This is a genomic window from Sphingomonas hengshuiensis (assembly GCF_000935025.1).
Classification (GTDB): domain Bacteria; phylum Pseudomonadota; class Alphaproteobacteria; order Sphingomonadales; family Sphingomonadaceae; genus Sphingomonas; species Sphingomonas hengshuiensis.
In genome coordinates, this window is the sequence record NZ_CP010836.1 from 2,109,045 (window position 1) to 2,125,109 (window position 16,065).

The 16,065-nt window shown below is 65.8% G+C and carries 12 protein-coding genes; 5 read left to right on the forward strand and 7 right to left on the reverse strand.

The features are described from left to right. Positions 1-17: 17 nt before the first annotated feature. From TS85_RS24055 to TS85_RS09280, 3 genes are all read right to left on the reverse strand, one after another. Complete coding sequence (locus tag TS85_RS24055) at positions 18-2,372, reverse strand: IPT/TIG domain-containing protein (protein ID WP_052507821.1); 2,355 nt, start codon at positions 2,370-2,372, stop codon at positions 18-20. Positions 2,373-2,566: 194 nt separating this feature from the next. Then, positions 2,567-3,853 (reverse strand): Hsp70 family protein, encoded by a 1,287-nt coding sequence (locus tag TS85_RS09275; protein ID WP_044331782.1) that lies wholly within the window; start codon positions 3,851-3,853, stop codon positions 2,567-2,569. Between the two features lie 74 nt (positions 3,854-3,927). Further along, positions 3,928-5,424 (reverse strand): replicative DNA helicase, encoded by a 1,497-nt coding sequence (locus tag TS85_RS09280; protein ID WP_044331783.1) that lies wholly within the window; start codon positions 5,422-5,424, stop codon positions 3,928-3,930. An 83-nt stretch (positions 5,425-5,507) separates the two neighbouring features. On the opposite strand from TS85_RS09280, the gene TS85_RS09285 reads away from it, so the two are divergent. Both TS85_RS09285 and TS85_RS09290 read left to right on the forward strand, forming a co-directional pair. Beyond that, on the forward strand, positions 5,508-5,990 hold the full coding sequence (locus tag TS85_RS09285; RefSeq protein ID WP_044331784.1) for a UPF0262 family protein: 483 nt from the start codon (positions 5,508-5,510) through the stop codon (positions 5,988-5,990). A gap of 5 nt (positions 5,991-5,995) precedes the next feature. Then, entirely contained in the window at positions 5,996-6,445 is a 450-nt protein-coding gene (locus TS85_RS09290) for a cytidine deaminase (RefSeq protein WP_044336100.1), read from the forward strand. A gap of 119 nt (positions 6,446-6,564) precedes the next feature. On the opposite strand, the gene TS85_RS09295 is transcribed toward TS85_RS09290, so the two are convergent. After that, a complete protein-coding gene (locus TS85_RS09295) occupies positions 6,565-8,394 on the reverse strand; it encodes a M2 family metallopeptidase (protein WP_044331785.1) in 1,830 nt (609 codons plus the stop codon). Between the two features lie 73 nt (positions 8,395-8,467). Then, positions 8,468-9,229: an alpha/beta fold hydrolase gene (locus TS85_RS09300; protein WP_044331786.1), complete on the reverse strand. Its 762-nt coding sequence runs from the start codon at positions 9,227-9,229 to the stop codon at positions 8,468-8,470. A 227-nt stretch (positions 9,230-9,456) separates the two neighbouring features. Here TS85_RS09300 and TS85_RS09305 point away from each other — a divergent pair, with 227 nt between their 5' ends. From TS85_RS09305 to TS85_RS09315, 3 genes are read left to right on the forward strand one after another with little or no spacing between them, the layout of a single operon-like run. After that, the gene (locus tag TS85_RS09305; protein WP_044331788.1) at positions 9,457-9,903 is read left to right on the forward strand and encodes a MarR family winged helix-turn-helix transcriptional regulator; all 447 of its coding nucleotides are present in this window, start codon (positions 9,457-9,459) and stop codon (positions 9,901-9,903) included. After that, positions 9,896-10,981 (forward strand): HlyD family secretion protein, encoded by a 1,086-nt coding sequence (locus TS85_RS09310; RefSeq protein WP_044331789.1) that lies wholly within the window; start codon positions 9,896-9,898, stop codon positions 10,979-10,981. Before TS85_RS09305 ends, TS85_RS09310 begins: the two co-directional genes overlap by 8 nt. 48 nt (positions 10,982-11,029) lie before the next feature. Further along, positions 11,030-12,607 carry a DHA2 family efflux MFS transporter permease subunit gene (locus tag TS85_RS09315; RefSeq protein WP_044331790.1) on the forward strand — a complete coding sequence of 526 codons (1,578 nt, stop codon included), beginning with the start codon at positions 11,030-11,032 and terminating at the stop codon, positions 12,605-12,607. A 197-nt stretch (positions 12,608-12,804) separates the two neighbouring features. Here the strand turns inward: TS85_RS09315 and TS85_RS09320 are convergent, their stop codons facing one another. Beyond that, the gene (locus TS85_RS09320) at positions 12,805-13,830 is read right to left on the reverse strand and encodes an aspartate-semialdehyde dehydrogenase (protein ID WP_044331792.1); all 1,026 of its coding nucleotides are present in this window, start codon (positions 13,828-13,830) and stop codon (positions 12,805-12,807) included. A gap of 300 nt (positions 13,831-14,130) precedes the next feature. After that, the gene (locus TS85_RS09325; RefSeq protein WP_044336101.1) at positions 14,131-15,987 is read right to left on the reverse strand and encodes a HAMP domain-containing methyl-accepting chemotaxis protein; all 1,857 of its coding nucleotides are present in this window, start codon (positions 15,985-15,987) and stop codon (positions 14,131-14,133) included. Positions 15,988-16,065: the final 78 nt, after the last annotated feature.

Genomic DNA, 16,065 nt, shown 5'->3' on the forward strand with positions numbered 1-16,065 from the left:
CGCGCGCCTCGTCCGGGTCAACTCGGCGCGGCGACCGCATACGCGCCGGGAAGCAGCTTGATCTCGACAAATATCTCGCTGGACTGCTCGAAAAACATGTCCGGGTCGCTCCCGCCCTGCAGCCGGTCGGTGAACGCCATGTTGTAGCAGTTGGTGAGCGCCTGGAAGTCGTTGGAATAGCGATTGTACCAGGTTGGCTGTTCGGGCTGGATCGCCGCGCCATACCATTGCGAAAGGTCCGCCGTGCTCGGCTGGAGCGAGAGCAGGTAGAAGAACTGGCCCGTGCTGAGCTGCCCGATCGGCGTGTTGGCAAGCGCGCCCTCGGTCACGTCAAACACCGTGCCTGCCAGGTTCGCCGCCAGCTTGTTCACGGCAGCCTGCGCCGCCACGGTGGTGTCGCAACCGGCCCAGCCGAAATTGAACCCGGCAAGCAGATCGCCGACGATGCGCCCGGCCAGGTCGTTCTCGATCTGCCCCTCGCTGAACGGCGCGGGTCCGCTCGGGTCGCCCGTCCAGTCGACAATATAGGGTGGGTTGGCGCCATAGATGCCGGTCTGGGCGCCAAGCGCAGCATCGGTGATGTAGATGTCAAACGTGCCGACGATCGCGCCCTGGCCCGACATCTGGATTCCCGGCACGCCCTTTAACGTGGGGATCCGCAGGTTCGCCCCGTTGGGGTTGAGGTCGGCCACCGCCTGCGCGGTAAGCGTATAGCTCTGCGCCTCGCTCCACTGGAGGGCGATATTCGATGTCGTCGTGCTGCCGGCAAAGCCGAACAGCGTGCCGGACGGCACCGTCGCGGTATCGTCCACCGTCGTGTAGCTCGCGATCTGGAGCCCCGTCGGTGCAGTACGCAGTGCGGCGATCAGCGATCCGGGGCCGGTCCAGGCCGGATATGGCTCGCCACCGGTGAACTGCGTCGGATCATAGAGCGAGGGCGACAGGATGCGCGCGGTGCCGGTGATCGTCACCGAATCCGTGCCCGAGCCGGAGACATAGGTGTTGCCCGATGCCGCGACCACGGCGTTGGCGGGCACCTTCGTGTCGCTGGTCAGCGCATCGAAGATCGCGGTGCCCGCGCTGGTCGTCAGCGGATTGTTGGCCGGCGGCTGGACCACCGCGCCGGTTGCGCAGCTGCGCACCGACACCTCGAACGGGATGCCGACGAAATCGACATAGGACGCATCGATATTGCTGTTGCCGGCCGCCACCGTCGGGAAGATCGAGGGTTCGACATAGCCATAGACGGTATTGAAATCGGGATCGCTCGGCAACTGCGCGGCCGGAATCGTAATCGATGCCAGCGACGCGCCCAGGCTGAAGTAGATGCGCCCGCCGGCATAATCGTTGATCGCGAAGGTCGGAACCGACGTTGTCGTCGGCGCCCCTGCGATCGGCGCCAGCATGTCGGCCAGCGTATAGGATTGCGTAGACGTGGCCGCGCCGGTCGCCAGCGCGGTGCCGGCGCCATAGGTCTGCGTCGGGGCGCCGGTAGCCGTCCCGATCTGCGCCCCAAGAAATTTCACGAAGACGAGATCGTCGGGCACCCCGGTCTTGTTGTTCACCACGAACGTCGCGTTGCAGGGCGTGGGCGCGACATAGGTGAAGGTCGCGGCGGGGGTCACGGCGGTGGTGCCGGTCGGCACATCGACGAGCACCGAGACCTGGCCGGCCGTCAGCGCAACGGGAGTAACGACGGTAAGCTCGGTGTCACTCACCACGGTCGGTGTGGCTCCGACCTGGCCGAACTGCACCGCCGTCGCGCCGGTCAGCAGCGTGCCGTTGATGGTCACCGTCGTATTGCCCGTGGTCGGCCCGCTCGCGGGCGATATCGCAGTAACGGCAGGCGCGATGAAGTTCAGCGTACCCGCTTCCACCGACGAACCATCGGCGAAATTCACCGTGACGGAAACACTGCCCGCCTGGGAAGTCACGCCGGTGAGAGCGGTCAACTCCGTATCGCTTGTGGACGCGATGTTGACGGTGCTCGTCCCGAAGGCAATCGTCTTCGCGCTGCTGAGCAACGTGCCCGTGATCGTAACGGTCGTTCCGCCGGTGTTCGGAGCAATGTCCGGCGACATGCTCGTTACCGTCGGCCCGTCGAAGGTGAATGTGGGGCCCGGCACATTGACCCCGGACACGATGAGCGTAACCTGGGTCGTACCGGGCGCGCACGCGGGGGTGGTAACCGTCACGCTCGTATCGGTCACCTTCGTCGGAACGGCGCCCAACTGAATGCCGCCCGCATCCGTGAACAGCACGTTCTGCGTCCCGCTCAAATCGTCGCCCGTAAAGACTATGACGGTTCCGCCCGCGGAGGTGCCGGACGCTGGAGAAACGCCGGTTACGGTCGCCACATCGGTCACGTCCATGACATTCCCTCCTTGCGATGGGTCACGATACGCACCGCGCCCGATCTTACTTTGCAAGAAGCTATATTGTTATCGCCATCGATGGACAAAATTGGCGCCGAAATTGAGATACTGACGCTTCTACGGCACCATTTCCGGAAAAAAGCTGCAATTATAAGCGCCATCGATTGTCCGAAACGGACGCAGTTTCAGCATCAACTCGCCCAGGCGGCGACGTCTTCTTCCTGCGCCACCAGCGCCAGCCCATGCGCAATCGACGTCAGCTCGCCCCCCGTCGCGATGCGGTCCGCGCCGAAGCGGGCGTCGAACAGGCGGCGGACGGCGGGGATCAGCGATGTGCCGCCGGTCAGGAACACGCGGTCGATCGCCTTGCCCTCCACGCCCGATACCGCCAGCGACCGGTCGATCGTCGCTTCGATCCGCTCCAGATCGGGCGCGATCCAACTTTCGAACTCCGCGCGCGTCACGTCCGCCGCGATGTCCACGCCGCCGCCGGTAAAGGCAAACGTCGCGCTGTCCTGCGACGACAGCGCGCGCTTGAGCCGGCCCACCGCGTCATAGAGCGGGAAGCCCAGCTCATTCTCGATGATCGCGATCATCCGCCCGATCGCCTCCGGCTCGACGGCATTGTGCTGGAGCTTGTGCAGCGCCTCCAGCGTGCGGCGGTTGCGCATCAGCGCGAGCCGCGACCAGTCGCCGAAGTCCGCGAAATAGCCGCGCGGAATCTCCAGCAGCTTGTCGAACGAGCGATACTGCGTCCCCTGCCCCAGCATCGGCAGCACCAGCTTGTCGATGATCCGGTAATCGAAGCGGTCGCCCGCAATCCCGATGCCGGCATGGCCCAGCGGCACGCAACGCCGCGCATCGCCCGGCGCGCCGATGCGGACCACCGAGAAATCGCTGGTGCCGCCGCCGAAATCGGCGACCAGGATCGTCGCGGGTTCGCTCAGCCGCCGCGCATAGCTGAACGCCGCGCCGATCGGTTCATAGACATAATGGACCTCGGCGCCGAACCCCGCGAACATCGCGTCGTAGCGCGCCCGCGCCACCGCCTCGTCGGGGCGGCTACCGGCATATTCGATCGGACGGCCGACGACGATCCGGCGCGGGCGATCCTTCAGCACCCCGCCCGAATGCGCGACCATCTTGTCGAGGAACGCCTTGCCCAGCTCCTCGAACCGCAGCCGCTTGGTGAAGATCGATGCGTGCTCGAACGAGGCGCTCGCCGCGACCGACTTGAACGACTGGATGAAGCGGCTGCCCTGCGGATATTCGAGATACTCGGCGATCGCCCAGGGCCCCGCCTCGACATTCACGCCGCCGCGAACCTCGTCATCCTCCCAGAAGCAGAGCGCAGAACGGAACACCGCGCTCGCCCCGCCGGGGGCTGCGAATTCGAGCATCTCGGCGCCGCCATCGCCGCCCAGCGCGACGACGCTGTTGGTCGTGCCGAAATCGAGCCCGAGGGCATGGGTCGTCACGGTATCTGCCGCCTGTCGTGCTGAGGAATCGGGCTGGCGCCTATGGCCCGATGCGACCGCCGCCGCAACCGGGATCAATAGGCCTCCGGCGCCAGGTCGCTGAACTTGGTGAACTGGCGGTCGAACCGCATATGCACCGAGCCCGTCGCGCCGTGGCGCTGCTTGGCGATGATCACCGTTGCCTTGTTCGCGACTTCGAGCTGTTTCGCCTGCCAGTTTTCATAGGCGACGCGCTCCTCCATCGTCTCGGTGCCGTCGGGGACCTTGGTCGGCGCCTTGAAATCATGGTAATATTCGTCGCGATACACGAACAGCACGATATCGGCGTCCTGCTCGATCGATCCCGATTCGCGAAGGTCCGATAGCTGCGGGCGCTTGTCCTCGCGGCTTTCCACCGCGCGGCTGAGCTGGGAGAGCGCGAGCACAGGCACGTTCAGTTCCTTGGCCAGCGTCTTCAATCCGCGCGAAATCTCCGAGATTTCCTGCACGCGCCCGTCGCCCGACGCCTTGGCGCTGCCCGACAGGAGCTGGAGGTAATCGACGATGACCATGCCGATCTTGTGCTGGCGCTTCATCCGCCGCGCGCGGGTGCGCAGCGCCGCGATGGTCAGGCCGGGGGTGTCGTCGATGAACAGCGGCAATCGCTCCAGATCGCCCGCCGCGCGCGCGAATTTCTGGAACTCGGCGGTGCTGATCTGGCCGGTGCGCAGTTTCTCGGAAACCACCTCCGCCTGCTCGGACAGGATACGCATCGCAAGCTGGTCGGCGGACATTTCGAGGCTGAAGAACGCGACCGGCGATCCGATCGACTTTTCCTCGGGGATGCCCGCTTCAAGGTCGTCGGCCCAGCGCTTCGCCGCGTTGAACGCGATGTTGGTCGCGAGCGAGGTCTTGCCCATGCCCGGTCGCCCGGCGAGGATCAGCAGGTCGGATCGGTTGAACCCGCCGGTCGAGGCATTGAGATCGGTCAGCCCGGTGGTGACCCCCGAAATGCCGCCGCCCGAATTCATTGCCTTTTCGGCCTGGCGCACCGCCATCGTCGCGGCGCGGGTGAAGGATTTGAGGCCCGCTTCGGTATCGCCCTTCTCGGCGACTTCGTAGAGCTTCATTTCGGCCTGCTCGATCTGCTTGGCCGGGTTGATGTCCTGGCTGGTGTCGAGCGCACCGTCGACCAGATCGCGGCCCACCGTCACCAGCGCGCGCAGCATCGCCAGGTCGTAAATCTGGTCGGCGAACGAGCGCGCCCCGATCAGGCTGGCCGGGTTGCCGGTGAGCTGTGCCAGATAGGCGGGGCCGCCCAGTTCCTTCATCGCCGGATCGGCGGCGAATAGCGGGCGCAGCGTCACCGGAGTCGCGAGCTGGTTGTTGCCGACCATCGTCGCGATCGCATCATAGATGCGCCCGTGCAGCGGCTCGAAGAAATGCTCGGGACGCAGCTTTTGCAGCACATCCTCCGCGACTCGGTTGTCGATCATCATCGCGCCGAGCAGCGCGGCTTCCGCCTCGATATTGGCGGGCAGGCTGATGCCTTCGGGAATCTCGGGGGCGGGAAAGGGAATTGGTTGGGCCATCGGCGCCTTGTCGCGGATCGCAGCGGCGGCTTCAACCTCGATGGGTTGTGGAAAGCGGTGATTGGCCGCAAAGCATCGCCGCTATGGCCGATCCGCGGATCATCGATGTTACCCTGGACGAGCGCACCATCCTGTGGCGCTCGGCCGATGTCGAGCAGGAACGGCGAATCGCGATCTTCGACTTGCTCGAGGATAATCATTTCGCGCCCCAGCGGCAGCATGCGGACGGCTATGCCGGGCCGTACAAGCTGCACTTGCGCGTCGAGGAAGGGCGGCTCGCGCTGGAAATCCGCCGCGCCGACGGGGCGCCGCTGGAGACGCTGGTGCTGAGCCTGGCGCGCTTCCGCCGCCCGATCCGCGACTATTTCGCGATCTGCGACAGCTATTACCAGGCGATCCGCAACGCGACTCCGCAACAGATCGAGACGGTCGACATGGCCCGGCGCGGCATCCACAACGACGCCGCGACGCTGCTGCGCGAACGGCTGGAGGGCAAGATCGACGTGGATTTCGACACCGCACGGCGGCTGTTCACGCTGATCTGCGTGCTGCACATCAAGGGTTGAAGACGATGAGCGACGACACCGCAAAGGCACTGGTAGCCGCAGCCCGCCGCGCAGCGCGCAACGCCCATGCGCCCTATTCGAACTTCGGCGTGGGCGCCGCGGTGCTGCTGACCGATGGCAGCATCGTCACCGGCGCCAATTTCGAGAATGCGAGCTACGGCCTGTCGCTCTGCGCCGAGACGGTCGCGCTGGCGACGGTGAGCGCGCAGGGCCGTCTGCGCGACGTGGCGGCGATCGGCGTGATCGGCGGCCCGATCGGGCCGGACGGCCCCACCGGCACCGATCCGGTCAGCCCGTGCGGCCGCTGTCGCCAAGTCATCAACGAGGCGGCGCAGATGGGCGGGCGCGACCTGCCGGTGCATTGCGGCGCGGCGGAGGGCGAGGCGATCGCGACCTATCGCCTGTCCGAGCTTCTGCCGCACGCCTTTGGGCCTGCGGATTTGGGGATTGGGTGAAGGGCTCCTCACCCTCACGCTTCCCACCGCCGTTGGCGGCGGGCCCCTTCCCTCTCCCAATGGGAGAGGGAGGGAGGCGCGAAGCGCCGGAAGGGTGAGGGCGACGAAACGTCTGGGTCTCACCACCCCTGCGGCTGGCCCTTGTTCTGCGCGTCGAGCCACTTCTTGAGCGGCGCGAAATACTCCACCATCGCCTTGCCCGAAATCTCGCGGGTGCCGGTGAACGCCTCCAGCGCATCGGGCCAGGGCTTGGATGCGCCCATCTCCAGCATCGCGTTCAGCTTCGCGCCGACCTTCTTGTCGCCGAAGAACGAGCAGCGATGGAGCGGCCCCTTCCACCCCGCCTGGTCGCACGCCGCCTTGTAGAATTGGAACTGAAGCAGCCGCGCGAGGAAATAGCGGGTGTAGGGTACGCTGCCCGGGATATGGTATTTCGCGCCCGGATCGAAGCGCGTCTCGTCGCGCGCTACGGGAGCGACGATGCCCTGATATTGCCGCCGCAGCCGGTCCCATCCGGCCTGATAGCCGCTCGCGGGAATCGTGCCGTCGAACACCTGCCAGCGATATTTGTCGACCAGCAGCCCGAACGGCAGGAACGCGACCTTGTCCATCGCCTGGCGCAGCAACAGCCCGATATCCTTGTCGGCGCTGGGCACCTTCGCCGAGTCGAGCAGGCCGATCTGGACCAGATATTCGGGCGTGATCGACAGCGCGACGAAATCGCCGATTGCCTCGTGGAAGCCGTCATTGGCGCCGTTGCGGTACAGCGCGGGCTTGGCCTGATAGGCGCGCTGGTAGTAATTATGGCCCAGCTCATGGTGGATCGTGACGAAATCGTCGGCGTTGACCTTGATGCACATCTTGATCCGCACATCGTCCTTCTCGTCGAGGTCCCAGGCCGAGGCGTGGCACAGGACTTCGCGATCGGCGGGCTTCACGAACAGCGAGCGCTCCCAGAAGGTCTGCGGCAGCGGCGTGAAGCCGAGCGAGGAGTAGAAGCCCTCGCCGGTCTGGACCATCTTCTTCCAGTCATAGGATTTGGCGGTGAGCAATTGGGTCACGTCATAGCCCACGTCGCCGGCGCCTGCGGGAGCGACCACGTCATAGATGTTGCCCCATTCCTGCGCCCACATATTGCCGAGCAGGTCGGCGCGGATCGGCCCGGTCTTGGCCTGCACCGCATCGCCATATTTCTGGTTCAGCTTGGCCCGGACATAGGTGTGGAGCGCGACGTAGAGCGGCTTCACCTCGTCCCACAATTTGTCGGTCATCGCGGCGAACTCGGCCGGGGGCATGTCATAGCCCGATCGCCACATCGTGCCGACATCGAGAAAGCCCAGCTCCGCTGCGCCCTGGTTCGCGATGCCGTTCATCTTCGCATAATCGGTCCGCATCGGTGCGCCGACATTGTCGTGCCAGCTTACCCACATTTCCTTCAGCGCGGCGGGATCGCGGCTCTCGCCCATCGCCGCCTCGATATCGCTGCCGTTGATCGGCTTGCCGTTCAGCGTGCCCTTGCCCTTGGCATAAAGCGAGCCGAGCCGCGTCGAGATGTCGCTGAGCGTCGTCGCGGCGCCCGGCGTGGTCGGCGCGGGAAGCGTGATCGCGCTGCGCAGCATGGTGAGCTGGCGCTGCTGTTCCGCCGACAGCCCCTTCGCCTTCTGGAACCGCGCCGCATCGATCGCGAAGCGCACCGCCATCTCGGTCCCGCGCGCGCCATAGTCGGAGGCGAGCGCGTCGGTGTCGTCGGTGATGTAGGTGGCGTTGATCCAGGCGACACGCGACGCGACGAGGTTGAACGCGGTATATTCCTGCTGGACGCGGTCGAGAAACGCCTGCGCGTCCGCCGCCGTCGGGGCAGCCTCGGCAGGGGTCGGGGCGGTCTGGGCATGCGCAGCGACGGGCAGCATCGCCGCCAGGGCGAGCATCGAAATTCCGGTGCGGATCATGGGGGAAGTCCTTGGGGAAGCTATGGATGGCGCGACACTCGCCCGCCACCCCGCCCCCGTCAACCCGCCCACGTCAACCCGCCAGGAAGGCCGCCATCGCGTCGCCCAGCTCGGGCTTGGTCACAGCGCTCATATGGGTGCCCGGCACTTCGCGGAAAATTCCGTGCGGGAGCAGCGCCGCGACGTCCTGCGCCGATCCATTGTCATAATCCTCGTCCCCGGCGATCACCACCGTCGGCTGCGCGATCGCTGCAATCGCCTCGCGCGGGGTGTCGACAAAGGTCTGGAGGATGAGCAGCAGCGCCTCCGGATCGCCCTTGGTCGTCTTCAGGAACGCCTCGGTCAGCCATTCCGAACTGCCGCGCTCGAAGCTGCCCAGATTGGTCAGCACGCGCCGGAAATATTCGCCGCGCCCCTCGGTCTCCATCAAACCCGTAAGGCCCATCCCCGACAGGATCACCCGCCCCGGCGCAGCGCCATTGGCGAGCATCCGCACCACCGTCCGCGCCCCGAGCGAATAGCCGCCCAGCGCATAATCGGTCAGCCCCAGATGCGCGACCAGCGCCAGCCCGTCGTGCATCAGCACGTCGCGCGGATAGGCGGCGGGATCGTGCGGCTTGGCGCTGAGCCCATGCGCGCGCAGATCGGGCATGATCACGCGACACCCCTGCGCCGCCACTTTCGCGGCATGGCCGAACTTGATCCAATTGACCTCGGCGGTCGAGAAATAGCCGTGGATCAGCACCACGGGCCGCCCCTCGCCCATCTCGGTCCAGGCGAGCTCGGTGCCGTCGAAACTGGCGAAGCGATGCGTCTCAATCGGGAAGTCGGCCACGTTTTTTCCATCCAGCGTTTGACGACGTTCGGGTTATCCTCCGTCCGGTATCGGGGCAGCGCAGTCGTGTCGAGCCACTGTTCGTGGGTGCACCGGCGCATAATGATGGATCGGCGGGGCGCGTCGAGGCTCCCCATCGTCCGGTTCACGCGCCCGGTCGTGCTGCACGGCAACATTAGGTAACATTCCGTGTTGAATTTACTAAGCCTGCTTATTATCTGCGCGCTATGACCGACAGTCTTGGCTTTCTCATCTCCGATGTCGCGCGCCTGATGCGCCGTCGCTTCGACGAACGGGCCCGCAATAGCGGGTCGAGCGTGACGCAGTGGCGCACGCTCAAGGTCGTGGCGCGCAACGAAGGCATAAACCAGGGAAAGCTCGCCGAGTTGCTCGAAATCGAACCGATCACGGCCTGCCGGATGATCGATCGGCTGGAGGAAGGCGGCTTTGTCGAGCGCCGCCGCGACCCCGCCGATCGCCGGGCGTGGCGCATTCACCTCACCGACAAGGCCGGGCCGGTGCTCGACGCGTTCCACCTGCTCGCCGCCGACATGTTCGAAGAAGCGCTGCAGGGGCTCAACCAGCAGCAGCGCGAGGAACTGTCCGCATCGCTGAGCGTGGTGCGATCCAACCTGTCTACCGCGAATGAGAGCAAAGAGGCCGCCAATGGCTGATGCCGACCCCAAGGTCCCGACCGCCGGGGCGGAAGCGATCACGATGACCCCGGTCGAGCCGGAGATCGAGCCGCGCCGCAAGCGCCGGCTGCTCCGCCCGCTGCTGATGTTCGGGGTGCCCGCGCTCCTGCTCGCCATCGTCGCCATTTTCTGGCTGACTTCGGGACGCACCGTGTCGACCGACAACGCCTATGTCCAGCAGGACAAGGTATCGGTGTCCGCCGATGTCGCCGGGCGCATCGTCACTGTCGCCGTGCGCGAGAACCAGCGCGTCAAGAAGGGCGACCTGTTGTTCGAGATCGATCCCGATCCCTATCGCATCGCGCTCGCCTCCGCCGACGCCGCGATCGCCGGCGCGCAGGTCCAGTATCAGACGCTCCAGACCAGCTATGCCGGCACCGGTGCCGATATCGAGGCCGCGCGCGACACGATCCAGGCCGCGCAGGAGGATTATGCCCGCCAGGCCGAGCTGATGCGGCGCGGCTTCACCACGCGCGCCCGGCTGGAACAGTCGCAGCATGCGCTGGAGCAGGCGCGCGCGACGATGGCCAGCGCCCAGGCCGACGCCGCCGAGGCGCGGTCGAAACTCGCCACGGGATCGGCGGGCGAGAACCCCCAGCTCGCGGCGGCGCGCGTCCAGCGCGAAAAGGCGCTGCTCGATCTCAACCGCACCAAAGTCTATGCCCCCGCCGACGGCGTCGTCAGCCAGGCCAGCCGGCTCCAGGTCGGGCAGATGATGATGACCGGGCTTCCCGCCGTGACGATCGTGACCAGCGATCGTTCGTGGATCGAGGCGAATTTCAAGGAAACCGATCTCAACCAGATGCGCGTCGGCCAATGCGCAGAGGTCAGCTTCGATGCGTATAAGGGGCTCAAGCTCAAGGCGCATGTCGCGTCGATCGGCGCAGGCACCGGCTCCGAATTCGCCGTGCTTCCGGCGCAGAACGCCAATGGCAATTGGGTCAAGGTGACGCAGCGCGTGCCGGTGCGGCTGTTCATCGACGAGCCCAGCCCGCGCCCGCTGATCGCCGGGCTGTCGTCCGACGTGAGCGTCGATCTCAACGCGAAGTGCAAGTGACCCTCGCCCCTGTCCGCCGCGCGACGGGCGGCGCTTAGAAAGCCCCTAATGGCAACCGCCGCCCGCCCCTCCGCGCCCGTTGCCCCGCCGCCGGGAGTCGCGTCGCTGCCCGTGTCGCATCGCGGGCTGCTCACGCTGGGCGTGATGCTGGCGACGATCATGCAGATCCTCGACACCACGATCGCCAACGTCGCGCTGCCGCACATGCAGACAGCGCTGGGCGCGACCGCGGATACCGTGACCTGGGTGCTGACCAGCTATATCGTCGCATCGGCGATCGCGATTCCGATCACCGGATGGCTGTCCGACCGGATCGGGTCGCGCAACCTGTTCCTGGTCTCGACGATCGGCTTCATCCTCGCATCGGCATTGTGCGGCATGGCGCAGAGCCTGCCGCAAATGGTGGCGTTCCGTATCCTCCAGGGCATATCGGCGGCGTTCATGAACCCGCTGAGCCAGACGGTGCTGCTCGACATCAACCCGCCCGAACGCCAGGCCAAGGCCATGTCGATCTGGGGCATGGGGATCATGGTCGGGCCGATCATGGGCCCGGTGATCGGCGGCTGGCTGACCGATAATTTCGACTGGCGCTGGGTATTCTACGTCAATCTGCCGCTGGGCGTGATCTGCGTCGCGATCCTGTGGTGGCTCCTGCCCTCGCGCCCGATCCGCAAGCGACCGTTCGACCTTTTCGGCTTCGCGCTGCTGTCGCTCGGCATCTCCGCGCTCCAGCTCATGCTCGATCGCGGCCAGGGCGAGGATTGGCTGGGGTCGACCGAAATCTGGGTCGAGATGCTGCTCGCGGTCATCGCGCTGTGGATGTTCGCGGTGCACATGGCGACGGCGAAGAACCCGATGTTCGAGCGCGACCTGTGGCGCAATCGCAACCTCGTCACCGCGATCTTCTTCATGCTCGTCATCGGCGTGGTGATGATGGCGACGATGGCGCTGCTCCCGCCGATGCTCCAGTCGCTCTATGGCCATTCGGTGTTCGATACCGGCGTGCTGCTGATGCCGCGCGGGCTGGGCGTGGTGCTGACCATGGCGATTTCGGCGCAACTGACCCAGCGCGGCGTCGATCCGCGCTGGCTGGTCGGGCTGGGGATGACGCTGGCGGCCTATTCGCTGTGGCAGATGATGCACTGGTCGCTGGAAATGGGCAGCACGCCGATCATCATATCGGGCTTCCTCCAGGGGCTCGGCATGGGGCTGGTGTTCATGCCGCTCAACGGCATCGCCTTCGCCACGCTCCCGCCGCAGCAGCGCACCGAGGGATCGTCGCTGATGAACCTGTCGCGCAGCATCGGCGCGTCGGTGGGCATCTCGATCGTCACGACGCTGCTCGCGCGCTCGATCCAGGTGAGCCACGCCGCGCTGGTGCCCAACATCACCGCCGACAGACTGGCGACGCTGGACCCCAATCTGCTCCAGATCCTGGGCGGATCGGGCGAGGCGGTGCTGGCGATGGCGGATGCCGAGATCAATCGCCAGGCGATGATGATCGGCTATCTCAACGACTTCTGGGCGATGGCGGTCATCACCGCAGCGTCGGTGCCGCTGGTGCTGTTCCTGCGCCGCCCCAAGGGGCCGGTCGCCAAGCCCGATCCGGCGGCGGCGGGGCACTGAACCCCGCCGGCCGGTCGGTAGGAAATCGCCTTTGGATTCGGGCAACCCATAGACACCGTCATCCCAGCGCAGTCTGGGATCCATTCAGCCGCTGCGCTGGTTGAAAAAGCGCAGACGGAGCCCCGAATGGATCCTGACTTTCGTCAGGATGACGAGGTGTTGTCTGATATGCGATTCCCTTCCGCCGGGCGGCACCCTTACCCCTTCTTCAAATGCCGGCGCCCCAGCAGCTCGGCGATCTGCACGGCGTTCAGCGCCGCGCCCTTGCGCAGATTGTCGCTGACGCACCACAGGTTCAGCCCGTTCTCCAGCGTCGAATCCTCGCGGACGCGGCTGATGAAGGTCGCGAACTCGCCGACGCACTCGATCGGCGTGATATAGCCGCCATCCTCGCGCTTATCGATCAGCATGACCCCCGGCGCCTCGCGCAGAATGTCCTGCGCTTCCTCGGCGGAAATCTCGTTCTCGAACTCGATGTTGATCGATTCCGAATGGCCGACGAACACGGGGACGCGGACACAGGTCGCGGTCACCTTGATCTTGGGATCGAGGATCTTCTTGGTCTCGACCACCATCTTCCACTCTTCCTTGGTCGAGCCGTCGTCGAGGAAGCTGTCGATGTGCGGGATCACGTTGAACGCGATCTGCTTGGTGAACTTGCTCGCCACCGCCGGATCGCCGACGAAGATGTTGCGGCTCTGCTCGAACAGCTCGTCCATCCCCGCCTTGCCCGCGCCGGACACCGACTGATAGGTCGACACGACGACGCGCTTGATCTTCGCGGCGTCGTGCAGCGGCTTGAGCGCGACCACCATCTGCGCGGTCGAGCAATTGGGGTTCGCGATGATGTTGCGCTTCTTATAGCCATCGATCGCGTCGGGGTTCACTTCGGGGACGATCAGCGGAATGTCCGGGTCCATCCGGTAGAGCGAGGCATTGTCGATCACGACACAGCCCGCCGCCGCGAATTTGGGCGCATAGGTCGCCGAACCGTCCGAACCGATCGCGAACAGCGCGATGTCCCATCCGGCGGGGTCGAAATGCTCGATATTCTGGACCTTATATTGTTTCCCGGTCTCGCCGAAATCGACCATATCGCCGACCGAGCGCGACGAGGCGAGGACCGCCAGTTCGTCGATCGGGAATTCCCGCTCGGCCAGGATGTTCAGCATTTCACGCCCGACATTGCCGGTCGCGCCAGCGACCACGACACGGTAGCCCATAAGTACCTCTTTCAACCCGCCCGCCCGGAACGGGCGGCAAGGGTGCCTTTAGTTGGAGTTTGGGGTGGAATGCGAGTGCATTCCCCTGCTTCGCGCCAAAGCGCGGCTTTCGCGCCCGTCAGGGGCGCGGGCTAATTCGCGTAGCGGAGAGCCGTTTTCGAAGCATGGCGCGCCGCTAGCAGAAACAATCCTGCGTTGCGAGCCCGTTTCGCGAAAAAAATGCAAAGTATCCGGACGCGACGATGCCCCCCGCCGGGTGCGGCGGGGGGCACGTCGTTCACGAGGGAAGCGGAGCGTCGGTTAGAAGCTCGCCCATTCGTCGCTATGCTGGCCCAGCTTGACCGCGGCGACGGTGCCGGCGGACGACGCCTTGGGCATCACGCTGACCGGCGCGGCGACGCGGCGGACGGGTGCCGGGGCATCGTGGCCGGTGCGGAAGCGCCCGGCGCGTTCGGAGAGCGCGGCGACTTCGGTGTTGAGGTTGCGCGCCGCCGCCGAGGTTTCCTCGACCATCGCCGCATTCTGCTGCGTCGTCTGGTCGATCGCGCCGACCGCAGTCGAAACCTCGGTCACCGCCGCCGACTGGACCTGGTTGTCGCGCGCCATCGTCTCGAGCAGCGCATGGACTTCGTTGACGTCGCCGACGATGTCGCCCAGCGCGGTATCGACCCGGCGGACCATGTCGACTGCCGCGACGATGTCGGTCTGCGTCGCGGTAAGCTGGTCACGCGCGCGGCCCGCCTCTTCCTCGGCGCGCATTGCCAGCGCAGAGACCAGGTCGGCGACGACCGCAAACCCGCGGCCCGCCTCACCCGCGCGGCCCGCTTCGACCGCGGCGTTCATCGCGAGGACGCGAGTCTGGAACGCGATCTTGTCGAGACCCTCGATCACGCTGTCGATGCCCTTGGCGCTGTCCGACACGCGGCCCATCGCCTGCACCGCTTCGTCGGCGATCGAGCGGCCCGAATCGACCACCGCGATCGCCCCGTTGGCGCGCTCGACCGTCTGGGTCGATGCCTGCGCCGTGCTCTTCAGCCGCGTTGCCATCTGGGTCACCGCAGCGGAGGTTTCCTCCAGGCTGGCGGCGCTGCCCTCGGTCCGGCGGGCGAGATCCTCCGATGCCGATGCGATTTCGCGGGCGCCGGTGGAGATCGCCTCCGCGCTGTCCTTGACCGCGCCGATCAGGTCGCGGAGCGCAGCCACGGCCGAATTGAAGTTGGTCTTCAGCCCCGCATATTCGGGCGCCAGGTTGATGCTGATCGACGCCGAGAGATCGCCATCAGCGAGTTGCGAGAGCTGCGCCTCGAGCGTGTCGAGCGCCAGTTTCTGTTCGCCATCGGCGACGGCTTTGGCTGCCTCGACGCGCTTCAGCTCGCGCGCCGCGTCGCGGAACACCAGCACCGAATGCGCCATGCCGCCGATTTCGTCGCCGCGGTCAGTACCCGGAATGTCGAGGTCGCTATTGCCGTCGGCAAGCGTGCGCATCGAATCCTGCAGCCGGGCGATCGGCTTCGAAATCTGCGCCTGGGCGACCCACGCCGCCACGCCCATTGCCGCCGCGAGCGCGGCCAGGCTGACGCCGATCATCATCATCCCGGCCTGCGCCGACGCCGCGGAAAGCTCGCCGGACAGCTTCTTGCCTGCCGCGATCCGCTCGTCAGCATAAGCGACGCCCGCCTTGCTGAATTCCTTCATCGCCACGTCGGCTTTGGCTAGGTCCGCGCGCGCTTCGTCGTTGCGGTTCTGGCTCCCCAGCTTGACCGCCTCGCCCGTCAGCTTGTGCAGCGCATCGATCCGGGCGCGCAGGTCGTCGATCCGCGTCGCCTCCTCGGGCTCGGCCTTCCGAAGGTCAGACAGGATCGTTACTGCAGCATCATAGGCCTTGGCCTCATTCTCGACCGCTTCCTGCCCCTCGCGCGAGGCGCCGTCATAGACAAGCGCCTGATAGCCCGAATAAACCATCTCGACGGTCTTGCGATTCGCGCGGGCGATCTGGATCGTGTCGGGCAGTTTAACGTCGGTGAGCGTCGAGTAATTGTTGTCGATGCCCCCGATCGTCTTCATGCCGTAAATGCCGACACCGATCATCGCGATGCCCAGCATCGCCAGGAGCAACAATATCTTCACGGAAATCTTGAGATTCGACAGGATTTGCATCGTCAGGACGCCCTTTCGTGCGCCGCGCCAACGGAAGTCGGGCAGCAATGGGTTTCCCGTCATTTTAGGACGAACCGG

Bases quoted from the DNA above. Each gene is read 5' to 3' on its own strand.
- TS85_RS09320 (WP_044331792.1), bottom strand. From the start codon at position 13,830: ATGGGCTACCGTGTCGTGGTCGCTGGCGCGACCGGCAATGTCGGGCGT.
- TS85_RS24055 (WP_052507821.1), bottom strand. From the start codon at position 2,372: ATGGACGTGACCGATGTGGCGACCGTAACCGGCGTTTCTCCAGCGTCC.
- TS85_RS09315 (WP_044331790.1), top strand. From the start codon at position 11,030: ATGGCAACCGCCGCCCGCCCCTCCGCGCCCGTTGCCCCGCCGCCGGGA.
- TS85_RS09280 (WP_044331783.1), bottom strand. From the start codon at position 5,424: ATGGCCCAACCAATTCCCTTTCCCGCCCCCGAGATTCCCGAAGGCATC.
- TS85_RS09290 (WP_044336100.1), top strand. From the start codon at position 5,996: ATGAGCGACGACACCGCAAAGGCACTGGTAGCCGCAGCCCGCCGCGCA.
- TS85_RS09295 (WP_044331785.1), bottom strand. From the start codon at position 8,394: ATGATCCGCACCGGAATTTCGATGCTCGCCCTGGCGGCGATGCTGCCC.
- TS85_RS09305 (WP_044331788.1), top strand. From the start codon at position 9,457: ATGACCGACAGTCTTGGCTTTCTCATCTCCGATGTCGCGCGCCTGATG.
- TS85_RS09325 (WP_044336101.1), bottom strand. From the start codon at position 15,987: ATGCAAATCCTGTCGAATCTCAAGATTTCCGTGAAGATATTGTTGCTC.
- TS85_RS09310 (WP_044331789.1), top strand. From the start codon at position 9,896: ATGGCTGATGCCGACCCCAAGGTCCCGACCGCCGGGGCGGAAGCGATC.
- TS85_RS09285 (WP_044331784.1), top strand. From the start codon at position 5,508: ATGGCCGATCCGCGGATCATCGATGTTACCCTGGACGAGCGCACCATC.